This is a genomic window from Nonomuraea roseoviolacea subsp. carminata, from assembly GCF_024172185.1.
GTDB classification, from domain to species: domain Bacteria; phylum Actinomycetota; class Actinomycetes; order Streptosporangiales; family Streptosporangiaceae; genus Nonomuraea; species Nonomuraea roseoviolacea.
Genome location: NZ_JAMZEC010000001.1, coordinates 3,344,528 through 3,356,763 on the forward strand (window position 1 = coordinate 3,344,528; position 12,236 = coordinate 3,356,763).

The window sequence follows — 12,236 nt, forward strand, 5'->3', positions numbered from 1 at the left end:
GTAGATGACCGATGATCCAGTTAAGGAGACCGGATGGGAGCCGATCCCAACAGCCGGTTCGTGGAGATCTACGAAACCGTCTACGAGCCCATACTCGGGTATGTCCTGCGCCGCTGCCCGCACCCTGAGGACGCCGCCGACGTGGTGGCCGAGACGTTCACCATCGCCTGGCGTCGCATCGAGGAGGTGCCCGCGGGCGACGAGGCGAGGCTGTGGCTGTACGGCGTGGCACGCCGGGTGCTCGCCAACCACCGGCGCGGTGAGCGACGCCACGAGCAGCGTACGGCGGCCCTGCGCGAGCGGCTCGCCGCGTCCCCCGCGCTGGCCCGTCCGCCGGAGGACGAGATCTCGCAGATGGGACGGGTCTTCCGTGACCTGCCGGACGACGACAGGGAGCTGCTCTCCTTGGTCGCCTGGGAGAAGCTCGATCACGGGCAGATCTCCCGCATGCTCGGCATCTCCCGCAACGCGGTACGGATCAGGCTCTATCGCGCCCGCAGGCGTTTCGCTCGGAGCCTGGCGAAAGCCGGCATCGACCATCCTCGTGCCGTCGCCCTGGAAGGGAGCTCGCTGTGAATCTCGCCGACGTCGCCCGCGTCCACGACAAGGATCTCGCCGGAGAGGTCGCCGCACCGGAGGCACAGGGACTCATGCACGCGATCATGTCGGAGGAGCGGGAGCAGCTCACCGTGGCACGCCCCCGCCGCAAGGTCCGCCGGGGACTGGTGCTGGGTCTGGCCGCCACGGCGACGGCCGTGGCGATCGCGGTCGGCGCCGGCCTGCCGGGTGGGCCGGCAACCAGTTACGCCAACGCGGCGGTCTCCATCGAGAAGACCGACGAGTACTTCAGCGTGAACATCACCGATCCGACGGCCGACCGCCGCCGGTTCGAGGAGGCGTTCCGGGCGGTCGGGCTGAACGTCACGGTCAAGGTGGTCCCGGTGGCGCCGTCCGAGGTGGGCAAGCTGATCGGCCCCATCGTCCCGGACGGCTTCACATGGCACGGCAGCATCGGCACCCAGAGCATCGAACCGTGCTCGTCGGCGTTCTGCGCGAAGGTCTGGATGCCGGCCGACTTCCCCGGCCGCGTGGTGTTCGGCGTCGGCCGCCCCGCCAAGCCGGGTGAGCCGTACGCCGACGAGGCGGCCGTGGATCCGGCGGGCGAGGAGGCTCTGTCCGGGTACGTCAGCCGCGGCAAGACGGTGGCGGACGTGCGGGCCGAACTGCGCCGGCGCGGGCTCAAGACCGGCTACCGGCTGGTGTGGCAGTACCCGGACGGCGGCTTCTTCGACGAGGCCGTGCCGGCGAACCGGGTCAAGGATCACTGGACCGTGGCGTCCACCCGTCCCCACAGCTCCGACACCGTCGACCTGTACGTGACCCCCGGCAAGGACGCGGGCCCCGCTCCGAGCCCGCATCCCCAGCCGGAGTGGTACGACATGCCGGACTGAGCCGCCGGCGGGGGCGGCCCCGGGTCGCCCCCTCAGGGCGCCGCTCCCGTCTCGGCTGTCAGCCGTGATCGCGCTCGGCCAGGTGACCCCACGCCGCCACGACGGCGATGGACACGACCAGCAGGACGACGCTGCCGGCGATGTCGAGCACGTAGTGGTTGCCCGTGACGAGCACGACCGCCGTCATACCCAGGGGAAAGATCCACGCCAGCGACGCCAGTCGCGGATGGGAGGTCCGCAGCGCACACCACACGGCATACGCGCACCACAGCGACCACCCCACGTGCATGCTCGGCATCGCCGAATACACATTCGGGCCGTTGCCGGCCTCTCGTGCGGTATGGCCGCCCAGGATGTCGTGCTCGGCGATGATGTCGACGACGCCCGGCAGGGCGAACCGCGGAGGCGACATGGGCACCGCCCAGTAGACGGGCAGCACGAGGACGACCATCGCGACGAGGGTCCGGCGGATCTTGACGTAGACATCGGCGTGCCGGACGAAGACCCACACCAGGACGCTGATGATCACGACGTAGTAGAGGCGGTAGTAGTACACCGCCGGCTGAATGAGGGCCGGATGCTCGGTCAGCCACTGGTTCGCCCTGAGGGCGACGTCCAGGTGGAGGGCCCGTTCCACCGACTGCAGGGCCGACGCGTTGGCGGTGGCGGCTGCGGCGTCCTTCCCGACGACGGAGTGGATCCAGGTGAAGAGCAGGATCACGAGCAGCAGACCGGCCGCTTCGACGAGCGGGGCGGGGCGCCGCCCGCCCATGCTCCCGGCACGCACGGCCGAGTGGGCACGCGCCACCAGGCGCGATAATCGGCCGGGGGGCACCTCACGCGGGGTCACGCGGCCACACTAACGCCCTCCGCTTCGGCATTGTGGGCTACGTCACCCTGGTTTCCCTGACCTGCCGGGCCCAGAGGCTCTGCGGATCGCACCCGCAGGGCGAAGGCCGACAGGTCCTGCTCGTGTGCTCGATCAGTCCGAGGCAGCGGTGGAAGGCGTGGTTGGCGGGGCCTTCCGGGGTGGGGCCTGGCCGTGCAGGGCGCACCGGTCGGTGGAGTGACCCGCCCGCTTCCCGAGCCGGTTCTGGTCACACAGACCTTGATGCCTGTCAGCCCTCGGGCCTCCTCCTGGCCTTCGCCCCACACCGTCGAGGACCGGGGGTGTGGGGGCCGGTAGGCCCCCACCTGGGGCGAAGCCCCCGGCAAGGCGACCGAGCGGAGCGAGGGCCTTTGTCCTGAAGCCTCGTAGGGCCCGCTTCAGAGCCAGCCGTTACGGCGGAAGCCACGGTGCAGCAGCACGCAGGCCGTGATCATGACCGCCACCACCGCCGGGTAGCCCCAGACCTGCTTGGTCTCGGGCATGAAGTCGAAGTTCATGCCGTAGATGCCGGCGATCATGGTCGGAACGGCCAGGATGGCGACCCAGGATGAGATCTTGCGCATGTCCTCGTTGGCGAGGGCGTTCGAGCGGGCCAGGGCGGCCTGGAGGATGGAGCTGCACAGTTCGTTCGAGGACTCGACCTGCTCGCACACGCGGGAGAGGTGGTCGCCGACGTCGCGGAAGTACTCGCGCATCTCGGAGGGGATGACGCGGCGCTGCGGGAGGGCGGCCATGGGGCTCAGCAGCGGGGTGACCGCCCGCTTGAGCTCGATCATCTCTCGCTTGAGCTGGTAGATGCGGTTGATGTCGCGGGAGCTGACGTCGGCGAAGACGGTGGCCTCGACCTCCTCCAGCTCCATCTGCATGAGGTCGGCCACCTGGAGGTAGCGGTCGACGACGTGGTCGGAGATGGCGTGCAGCACGCCTGCCGGGCCGCGCTGGATCAGCTCGGGGCGCTCTTCGAGGCGCTCGCGCACCTCGGCGAGGGGGCAGTGCTCGCCGTGCCGTACGGTCACCACGAAGTCGGCGCCGAGGAAGACCATGATCTCGCCCGTGGCGATGATCTCGCTGGTGGCGGTGAGCTCGTCGTGGTCCAGGTACGCGATGGTCTTGAGGACCATGAACAGGGAGTCGCCGTAGCGCTCCACCTTGGGACGCTGGTGGGCCTTGACGGCGTCCTCGACGGCCAGCGGGTGCAGGCCGAAGACCTCGGCCAGCCACTCGACCTCGGGCGCCTCGGGCTCGTGCAGGCCGACCCAGAGGAAGGCGCCGGGCTTGGCCGCCGCGGCGTTGTGCTCGCGGACGAGCCGCAGCGACTCGGGGATGCCGACGGCGCCGCTCTTCACGCCGTCGATGTACGCGCCGTACTCGACGATGGAGTGGGGCACGCGCACCTCAGGCATCGGCTTGGCCAGCCGGGGCTGCGGGTGTGCCTGGACAGGGTGACGGTTGATGCGACGGAAAAGCGTGGACGAGCGCATGGCGGTCCCTTTCCGCCCGACCTGGCACGCTCCACGCGCGACGAAAGGTCACCTCAATCAAATGCGAATGCGTGGAGGCACGATCAGGCTGCCGGATTGGAGTGGTCGGGGGTACATGGGGTGTACGTGAGCGAGCACGTACTGCTGGGATCACCAGGATTCATCCCGGACCACCTCCAATCACACGAGACGCACATAGCCGCCCTAAGCTACCACAGGCAAGGGGAACCAAACCGACGATACCCGGGTGGCGCACAGGCCGGCAGGGAGAAGTTCACCAACGGCCGGCCCCCTTTCCGGTAATTCGACTGCCCGGCTCCCGGGAGGCCACAAGTCCGGAGGATGGCGGTAGCTGCGAGAATGGGCGCGTGCGCGTACTAGTCATCGGATCCGGCGGGCGTGAGCACGCCCTGTGCCGCTCGCTCAAACTCGACCCCCAGGTCACCGAGCTCCACTGCGCCCCGGGCAACCCGGGCATCGAGGAGGTCGCCACCCTGCACGCCGTCACCCCCACCGACCCCGGGCAGGTGGCCGGGCTGGCCACGCGGATCGGCGCCGACCTGGTCGTGGTCGGGCCCGAGGCGCCGCTCGTCGCCGGGGTGGGCGACGCCGTGCGCGCCGCCGGGATCCCCTGCTTCGGGCCGTCCCGTGAAGCGGCGATGATCGAGGGCTCGAAGTCGTTCGCCAAGGACGTCATGGCCGCGGCCGGGGTCCCCACGGCGCGGGCCCGCACCTGCGTGACGCCGGAGGAGGCGGCCGCGGCGCTGGACGAGTTCGGCGCGCCGTACGTGGTCAAGGACGACGGGCTGGCCGCCGGCAAGGGCGTGGTCGTGACCAACGACCGCGACCGGGCGCTGGAGCACGCGCGCTCCTGCGAGCGGGTGGTGGTCGAGGAGTTCCTCGACGGGCCGGAGGTGTCGCTGTTCGCGCTGTGCGACGGCGGCACCGCGGTGGCGCTGCAGCCCGCCCAGGACTTCAAGCGCGCCTACGACGGCGACCAGGGCCCCAACACGGGCGGCATGGGCGCCTACACGCCGCTGCCCTGGGCGCCCGACGGGCTGACCGAGCAGGTGATGCGCGAGGTCGTCCACCCGACGATCGGCGAGCTGGCCCGGCGCGGCCTGCCGTACCAGGGCGTGCTGTACGTCGGGCTGGCGCTGACCGCCAAGGGGCCGAAGGTGGTCGAGTTCAACGCGCGCTTCGGCGACCCGGAGGCGCAGGTGCTGCTCGACCGGCTGGAGACGCCGCTCGGCGGGCTGCTGCTGGCCTGCGCGACGGGCGCGCTGGCCGAGCACCCCGCGCCGGCCTTCCACGACGGGTCCGCGGTGACCGTGGTCGTGGCGGCCGAGGGCTACCCGGTGGCGCCGACGAAGGGCGACCCGATCGAGGGGCTGGAGCCCACGGACGGCGCGTACGTGATCCACGCCGGCACGCGGCGGGTGGACGGCGAGGTGGTCTCTGACGGCGGGCGGGTTCTCAGCGTCGTGGGCACCGGCCCCGACCAGGGCACCGCCCGGCGCAACGCCTACGACCTGGTGGCGCGGATCCGACTCCGCGGTTCCTTCTACCGCAGCGACATCGCCCGCACGGGCGCGGAGGACATGTGATGAAGCATCTGCACTCGGGCAAGGTGCGCGACCTGTACGAGACGCCCGAAGGGCTGCTCCTCATGGTCGCCTCCGACCGGATCTCCGCCTACGACTACGTGCTGGAGCCCGGCATCCCGGACAAGGGCGCCATCCTCACCCAGCTTTCGCTGTGGTGGTTCGAGCAGCTCGCCGACGTGGTGCCCGACCACATCGCCGGTCCCGGGCCCGACGCGCGCAGCATGCTGTGCCGGCCGCTGCGCATGGTGCCGGTGGAGTGCGTGGCCCGCGGCTACCTCGCGGGCGGCGGCCTGGGCGAATACCGGCGCGACGGCAAGGTGTCGGGCGTGCCGCTGCCGGAGGGCCTGGAGGACGGCTCCCGGCTGCCGGAGCCGATCTTCACGCCCTCGACCAAGGCGCCGGTGGGCGAGCACGACGAGCCGATCTCGTACGAGCAGGTCGTGGAGCAGGTGGGCGAGGAGACGGCGGAGGAGCTGCGCCGCATCACGCTGGCCGTCTACACGCGCGGCGCGGAGATCGCCCGGGAGCGCGGCATCATCCTGGCCGACACCAAGATCGAGCTGGGCTGGGACTCCGACGGCGTGCTGACGCTCGGCGACGAGGTGCTGACCCCCGACTCGTCGCGGTTCTGGCCGGCCGACGGATGGACCCCTGGCCGCGCACAACCGTCATTCGATAAGCAATTTGTCCGCGATTGGCTAATGTCGCCCGAATCTGGATGGGACAAATCCTCCGGAAACCCGCCGCCTCCTCTTCCGGACAAGGTGGTCGAGCAGACGAGGCAGCGCTACCTGGAAGCCTACGAACGCATCACCGGCCGTTCCTTTAACGGGTGATTCGGCCGGGGCACGTGGTGTGAGCGGCTACTGTTGGCCCGGTCCCCCGCCCCCACCGATGACTTCCGAGGAGCCGCCGGAAATGGTCCGTTACCGCGTGCGCGGTGGCAACGCCCTGCGTGGAACCGCCTTCATCCAGGGCGCGAAGAACGCCGTGCTGCCCATGATCGGCGCCGCCCTGCTCGTGCCGAAGGGCCGCACGGTCCTGCGCAACGTGCCGATCATCGAGGACGTGCGCAGGGCCGTCGAGCTGGCCGAGGCCGTGGGCGCCCACGTGGAGCTGCACGAGGCCGAGCGCACGCTGGTCATCGACGCCTCCCGGCTCGACAGCGCGGTCCTGCCGGCGCGGATCGCCCGGCGCTTCCGCGGCTGCGTGCTCTTCACCCCCGCCCTGCTGCACCGGCTGGGCGAGGCGATCGTCGAGGGCGTCGGCGGCTGCAACCTGGGCAGCCGCAACCTCGACTTCCACTACCTCGGCTACAAGCGTCTCGGCGCGGTCGTGGACGAGGGCGAGACCGTCATCCACGTCAAGGCGTCCGGCCTGACCGGCGCCACGCTCTACCTCGACACGCCCTCCCACACCGGCACCGAGAACCTCATCATGGCCGCCGCCCTGGCCAAGGGCACCACCGTGATCGAGAACGCGGCGCTGGAGCCCGAGGTCCTCGACGTCATCGACATGCTGACCAAGATGGGCGCCCGCATCAGCGGCGGCGGCACGGGCTTCATCACCGTGGAGGGCGTCGAGGAGCTGCACGCCGTCGAGCACACCGTCATGCCCGACCGGCTCGACGCGGGCGTGTTCGCGATGGCGGCGGCCATCACCGGCGGCGAGCTGAGCCTCGTCGGCACCGGCCTCGACCTGGGCGTGGTCCGCTACAAGCTGGAGCAGATGGGCGTCGACTTCGCCCGGCAGGGCGCGGTGCTCAACGTGCGCTGCGACCGCCGGCCGCTGCGCCCGATCAACATCATCACCGACACCTACCCAGGCTTCGCCACCGACCTGCAGTCGCCCATGATGACGGTCGCGGCGCTGGCCGACGGCACCAGCTACATCCACGAGCGCATCTTCGACGGCCGCTTCGCGCTGGCCGGCGAGCTGAACAAGATGGGCGCCGACGTGGAGGTCGACGGCAGCCGCGCGATCGTGCGCGGCGCGACCCCGCTGACGGGCGCGCGGGTGACCGCGCACGACCTCCGCTCGGGCATCGCGCTGGTGCTCGCCGGACTCGCGGCCGAGGGCGAGACCCTCATCGAGTCGGGATACCTCATCGACCGCGGGCACGCGCATCTCGCCGAGCGAATGCGGGCACTCGGAGCGGACATTACACGAGAGATTTCTGAGGGTTGAAAATGGCCGGGAAATAGTCCCTGAGCTGCCAAGACTTCCGGCCTCGCGGCCAACCTGAAGCACTTTCCGGAAAAGTCGGGCGTGACATTACGGCCCTCGCGAGCGATCGTTCCAAAAGAGAGCACTGCAAGTTACGGCAGGATGGGACGAACATTGGTCGAGAGGGCCGAAGAAACAACACGAGTGTCGCGCCCGGGCGCCATGACACCGGACCTCACCATTGGCGTGGTCGGGCCCCACGATCTGGTCGAGCGCGTCATGTTGATGGGGCACGCGGCAGCACCACTGCCGTGTCGCCTCGTGGCCGCCGCGTACCGAGATGAGCAGGAGGCGCCCGACAAGGTGACCAGGCTCGGTCCAGGCGTGGACGCGTGCCTGTTCGCCAGCCCGGTCCCCTATGACCTGGCCAGGCGTTCAGGCGTGCTGACGATGCCGGCGACGTACGTGCAACTGGGCGGCGCCGCCCTGGTGGCGGCGCTGGCCAAGGCCGCACTGGATCCGCGCATCGAACCGCAACGGGTGAGCATCGACGTGGTCTCGCGTGCGGACGTGGAGGAGGCGTACACCGACCTCGGCATTCCCGCGTCCGACGTGCACAGCCGCGACGAGCCGGGGGCCACCGGCACGATCGCGGCCTACCACGAGCGCCTGAACCGGCAGGGGGCCACCACGGGGGCACTGACGTGCTTACCGGCGGTGGCCGACCGTCTGCAGACGGCGGGGGTTCCCGTCATCAGGATCAGGCCCACGTCGGCGGCGGTGCGCAGCGCGCTGCACACGGCCGCGTTGCTCGGCGCGCACCACAGGCTGGAGGAGTCGCAGCTCACGGTGGTGCTGGTGGAGGTGCCGACGCTGCGCGAACCCGTGCGCCGCGCCGCGCCGCGGTACTGGCGCGACGAGCTGCGGCTGTCGCTGCACCGGCTGCTGGTGCAGGAGGCGAACCGGATCAACGCCACGGTGTGGCCGATCGACGATCACAGCTACCTGGTCACGGCGACCCGGGGCTCGATCACGACGGCCACCGACGGGTTCCGGGTGCTGCCCTTCGCCTCCAGGATCCGCGACGAGCTGGGCCTGGCCGTCGAGGTGGGGGTCGGCATGGGCCGCACGGCGCACGACGCGGAGGCGCACGCACGGGCGGCGCTGGCCCGCACGCAGGCGGGCAAGCAGGCCCAGGGGTTCGCCGTGGACCGCGAGGGCCGAGCGCTCATCCCCGCGCCCAGGATGCCTCCGACGGGCGCCGGCACGCTCAAGCCCAAGGGCGTGGAGGTGCTGGCCCGGCTGGCGGCCAAGCTGGAGGGCGGGGACACGGTGGTGGACGCGGAGGGCGCGGGCAAGATGCTCGGCGTCACGCCGCGCACGGCTCGACGGTTGCTGCGCACGCTGGTTGACGAGGGACTCGCGTGGCCGCTTCCGCCGAACCGCACGCCGCAGCCGGGGCGTCCGCGCCAGCTGTACCGGCTCATCGTGGAGAAGCTCGGTCCGCGGTGAGTTGATGGTGCCCGCCGTCCCGTCCTGGGGCGGCGGGCGTTTTTCGGTTTCACGGGTTACGGCACAGCCGGCTTGCCCCCACCCGCCGCACGGGGCCGAGGGCCTCCAGGGAGACGGCCTCTGACCGGGTGGTGGCGGGCCGCCGCCACGGCGCACTCTGGGCCGTGGCCTCCGTGAAACGAGCCCGTGGCTTCCGCGGCACGAGACCGGGAGCAAGCGGACTTTGCCTCCCAATGGGATGTCGCCGGATTTTTGGGGGCACGACGGCGAGGTTCTTGGTTGACCGTTGCGGATCGGGGTATGTTCTCGGACGCCCCCGATCGACGGGATTCGGACGGGGGCGCCAACATTTCGTGGTCCCGCCGGTCAGCACGCGCAGGAGATGCCCGTGACCGGGGCCGTCAGCGGGTCCGCGGGGCGGCGGCTCACTCCTGAGGCGGTCTCCACGGGGAAGCCCTCCCTGGCCCAGTACTCGAAGCCGCCGATCATCTCCTTGACCGGGTGGCCGAGCCTGGCGAACTCCAGCGCCGCCCGTGTCGCCCCGTTGCAGCCGGGCCCCCAGCAGTAGGTCACCACCGTGGCGCCGGCGGGCACGACCTCGGCGGCCCGTGTGGCGATCTCGGCGGTGGGCAGGTGCACGGCGCCCTGGATGTGGCCCTGGTCCCAGCTCTCCTGGCTGCGGGAGTCGACGACGACGATGCCGGGCACGGCGGCGGCCAGGTCGGCGGCCACGTCGGAGACGTCGGTCTCGACGGCGAGCCGGCCGCCGAAGTGGGCGAGCGCCACGGCGTTGGGGGCGGGCGGGACCGAGGTGACCGCGGAGGTGGGGATGGGCATGATGGGTGCTCCCGTCGTCGGGCCCGTGGCCGGGCTGATGGACGTGGCCGGCCCCGTGACCAGGGGTTCCGGCGTCGAAGGGATCCTCGCAGCGGCCGGGCGGCCGGTGACAGTGGCGGTCAGGACCGCGATCGATGGGATACCGCCAATTGTCTGTCCGATATCCGCAGGGTTTTTGTCAGGGTCGCCCGCTATTGTCAGGAGTCATGACGCAGAACACACCTGACCGCCGCGCGACCTTCCTCGTCTGGGGCGCGCTCGGCATCGTCTACGTGGTGTGGGGCTCGACCTACCTGGGCATCGCCGTGGCGGTGGAGTCGATCCCGCCCATGCTGAGCGGTGCGATGCGGTTCATCGTCGCCGGCGTGGTGCTCGGAGTCATCGTGCTGGTCAAGTCGGGGCCCCAGGCGTTCCGGATGACCCGGAAGCAGTTCCTCGGGGCCGCCGGGGTCGGGCTGCTGCTGCTGACCCTGGGCAACGGCATGGTGGCCGTCTCGGAACAGTACATCAGCACCGGCCTGGCCGCGCTGCTCGTGGCGTCGGTGCCGCTGTGGCTCGTCGTCTTCAGGTTCGTGGTGCGGGACCGGCCGAAGGCGCTGACCCTCGCCGGGGTCCTGGTGGGGCTCGCCGGGGTCGCGGCGCTGTCACTGACCGGGGCCCAGGGCGGCAGCGCGGTGGGGATCGTGGTGATCCTGCTGGCGTCGCTGTCGTGGTCGGTGGGCTCGTTCCTGTCGAGCCGCATCGCGATGCCGTCCAACGCCTTCGCCGCCAGCACGGTGGAGATGCTGGCGGGCGGCGCCGGCCTGATCCTGCTCGGCAGCGGCCTGGGCGAGCGGCTCGACGTCTCGGCGGTCACCGGGCGTTCCTGGGTCGCCCTGGCCTACCTGGTGCTGGTGGGCTCGCTGGTCGGGTTCACGGCGTTCTCGTGGCTGCTCGGCAACGCGCCCATCTCGCTGGTGGCGACGTACGCGTACGTGAACCCGGTGGTGGCCGTGGTGCTGGGCGCGCTCGTGCTGAGCGAGCAGGTGACGATGCAGATCGTCGCGGGCGGCCTGGTGATCCTGGTCGGCGTGGCGCTGGTCATCTCGACCGAGCGCAAGGGGCGCCGGCCGGGCCCTGACGAGATCTCCGAGGAGACCTCTGACAAGGCCCGGGGCGTGGCCCGCGAGGAAGCCAGAGCCGAAGGCTAGCGACGCGACGGCCTCAGAGCCGCGCGCGGAAGGCCGCGGCGGCGGTCAGGAAGGCGTCGTTGGCCTCCGGGTCGCCGATCGAGATCCGCGCGCCCTCGCCCGCGAACGGCCGCACCGCGACCCCCTCGACCGCGCAGGCGGCGGCGAAGTCGAGCGTGCGCTCGCCGAGGCGGAGCCAGACGAAGTTGGCCTCGGTGGGCGGCACCGTCCAGCCCTGGGCGAGGAGCGCCTCGCGGACCCGGGTGCGCTCCTTGACGACCCGCTCGACCCGCTCCAGCAGCTCGGCCTCGGCCCGCAGCGAGGCGACCGCCGCGACCTGCGCCAGGTGGTTGACCGCGAACGGCACCATCGTCTTGCGCACCGCCTCGGCGACCGGCTCGTGCCCGATCAGGTAGCCCACCCGCAGCCCCGCCAGGCCGTACGCCTTGGAGAAGGTGCGCAGCACGCACACGTTGGGCCGGTCGCGGTAGAGGGTCAGCCCGTCGGGGACGTCCTCGTCGCGCACGTACTCGCGGTAGGCCTCGTCGAGCACCACCACCACGTCGCCGGGCACCCGGTCGAGGAAGGCCTCCAGCTCGGCCCGGCGGATCGCGGTGCCGGTCGGGTTGTTGGGGTTGCAGACGAACACCATGCGGGTGCGGTCGTTGATCGCCTCGGCCATGGCGTCGAGGTCGTGGTCCTCGCCGGCCAGCGGCACGCGCACGGAGGTGGCGCCGGCCAGGTCGGCCAGCAGCGGGTACGCCTCGAAGGAGCGCCAGGCGTAGACGACCTCGGCCCCGGGCTCGCTCACGGTCTCGAAGAGCTGCTGCGCCACGGTGACGGAGCCCGCGCCCAGCGCCACGTGCCCGGCGGGGACGCCGAAACGCTCGGCGATGGCCTCGGTCAGGGCGGCGGCGGCCGGGTCGGGGTAGCGGTTGACCTGAGCGGCTCCGGCGGCGATGGCCTCGACCACGGAGGGCAGCGGGTCGTAGGGCGACTCGTTGGAGGAGAGCTTGTACGACCGCCCGTCGGCGGCGGCCACGGCCTTGCCCGGCCGGTAGGGCGGCATGGTGTCGAGAATCGAGCGGAAACGAGGCATGCCCCAACTTTAGGAGCATCCCCGG

At 71.3% G+C, this 12,236-nt stretch carries 11 protein-coding genes; 7 read left to right on the plus strand and 4 right to left on the minus strand.

Translation table 11 applies throughout. From position 1 onward, the window contains the following. The first annotated feature begins 33 nt into the window (after window positions 1-33). Window positions 34-576: an RNA polymerase sigma factor gene (locus tag HD595_RS15560; RefSeq protein WP_253769639.1), complete on the plus strand. Its 543-nt coding sequence runs from the start codon at window positions 34-36 to the stop codon at window positions 574-576. Continuing rightward, complete coding sequence (locus HD595_RS15565; protein WP_253769641.1) at window positions 573-1,451, plus strand: hypothetical protein; 879 nt, start codon at window positions 573-575, stop codon at window positions 1,449-1,451. The genes HD595_RS15560 and HD595_RS15565 overlap by 4 nt, the downstream gene beginning before the upstream one ends. A gap of 58 nt (window positions 1,452-1,509) precedes the next feature. On the opposite strand, the gene HD595_RS15570 is transcribed toward HD595_RS15565, so the two are convergent. Then, the gene (locus HD595_RS15570) at window positions 1,510-2,259 is read right to left on the minus strand and encodes a phosphatase PAP2 family protein (protein WP_253769643.1); all 750 of its coding nucleotides are present in this window, start codon (window positions 2,257-2,259) and stop codon (window positions 1,510-1,512) included. Between the two features lie 458 nt (window positions 2,260-2,717). After that, window positions 2,718-3,728 (minus strand): magnesium/cobalt transporter CorA, encoded by a 1,011-nt coding sequence (corA, locus tag HD595_RS15575; RefSeq protein ID WP_253769645.1) that lies wholly within the window; start codon window positions 3,726-3,728, stop codon window positions 2,718-2,720. A 461-nt stretch (window positions 3,729-4,189) separates the two neighbouring features. On the opposite strand from corA, the gene purD reads away from it, so the two are divergent. From purD to HD595_RS15595, 4 genes are all read left to right on the plus strand, one after another. After that, window positions 4,190-5,428 carry a phosphoribosylamine--glycine ligase gene (gene purD / locus HD595_RS15580; RefSeq protein ID WP_253769647.1) on the plus strand — a complete coding sequence of 413 codons (1,239 nt, stop codon included), beginning with the start codon at window positions 4,190-4,192 and terminating at the stop codon, window positions 5,426-5,428. Beyond that, the gene (locus HD595_RS15585) at window positions 5,428-6,264 is read left to right on the plus strand and encodes a phosphoribosylaminoimidazolesuccinocarboxamide synthase (RefSeq protein WP_253769649.1); all 837 of its coding nucleotides are present in this window, start codon (window positions 5,428-5,430) and stop codon (window positions 6,262-6,264) included. The genes purD and HD595_RS15585 overlap by 1 nt, the downstream gene beginning before the upstream one ends. Window positions 6,265-6,346: 82 nt before the next feature. Further along, window positions 6,347-7,615, plus strand: a complete 1,269-nt coding sequence (gene murA, locus HD595_RS15590) for a UDP-N-acetylglucosamine 1-carboxyvinyltransferase (protein WP_253769658.1) — start codon at window positions 6,347-6,349, stop codon at window positions 7,613-7,615. Window positions 7,616-7,816: 201 nt separating this feature from the next. Next, window positions 7,817-9,106, plus strand: coding sequence for a GTP cyclohydrolase IIa (locus HD595_RS15595; protein WP_175590959.1), 1,290 nt, complete (start codon window positions 7,817-7,819; stop codon window positions 9,104-9,106). 366 nt (window positions 9,107-9,472) lie between these two features. Here HD595_RS15595 and HD595_RS15600 read toward each other — a convergent pair whose 3' ends face one another. Continuing rightward, window positions 9,473-9,943, minus strand: a complete 471-nt coding sequence (locus HD595_RS15600) for a rhodanese-like domain-containing protein (RefSeq protein ID WP_253769660.1) — start codon at window positions 9,941-9,943, stop codon at window positions 9,473-9,475. A 206-nt stretch (window positions 9,944-10,149) separates the two neighbouring features. On the opposite strand from HD595_RS15600, the gene HD595_RS15605 reads away from it, so the two are divergent. Continuing rightward, window positions 10,150-11,133: an EamA family transporter gene (locus HD595_RS15605; RefSeq protein ID WP_253769662.1), complete on the plus strand. Its 984-nt coding sequence runs from the start codon at window positions 10,150-10,152 to the stop codon at window positions 11,131-11,133. 13 nt (window positions 11,134-11,146) lie between these two features. Here the strand turns inward: HD595_RS15605 and hisC are convergent, their stop codons facing one another. After that, on the minus strand, window positions 11,147-12,211 hold the full coding sequence (gene hisC / locus HD595_RS15610) for a histidinol-phosphate transaminase (RefSeq protein ID WP_253769664.1): 1,065 nt from the start codon (window positions 12,209-12,211) through the stop codon (window positions 11,147-11,149). Window positions 12,212-12,236 lie beyond the last annotated feature (25 nt).

What these genes read in the sequence shown, in the direction of transcription:
- HD595_RS15605 (WP_253769662.1), top strand. Translation starts at nt 10,150, where the DNA reads ATGACGCAGAACACACCTGACCGCCGCGCGACCTTCCTCGTCTGGGGC.
- HD595_RS15595 (WP_175590959.1), top strand. Translation starts at nt 7,817, where the DNA reads ATGACACCGGACCTCACCATTGGCGTGGTCGGGCCCCACGATCTGGTC.
- HD595_RS15560 (WP_253769639.1), top strand. Translation starts at nt 34, where the DNA reads ATGGGAGCCGATCCCAACAGCCGGTTCGTGGAGATCTACGAAACCGTC.
- hisC (WP_253769664.1), bottom strand. Translation starts at nt 12,211, where the DNA reads ATGCCTCGTTTCCGCTCGATTCTCGACACCATGCCGCCCTACCGGCCG.
- murA (WP_253769658.1), top strand. Translation starts at nt 6,347, where the DNA reads ATGGTCCGTTACCGCGTGCGCGGTGGCAACGCCCTGCGTGGAACCGCC.
- HD595_RS15600 (WP_253769660.1), bottom strand. Translation starts at nt 9,943, where the DNA reads ATGCCCATCCCCACCTCCGCGGTCACCTCGGTCCCGCCCGCCCCCAAC.
- HD595_RS15585 (WP_253769649.1), top strand. Translation starts at nt 5,428, where the DNA reads ATGAAGCATCTGCACTCGGGCAAGGTGCGCGACCTGTACGAGACGCCC.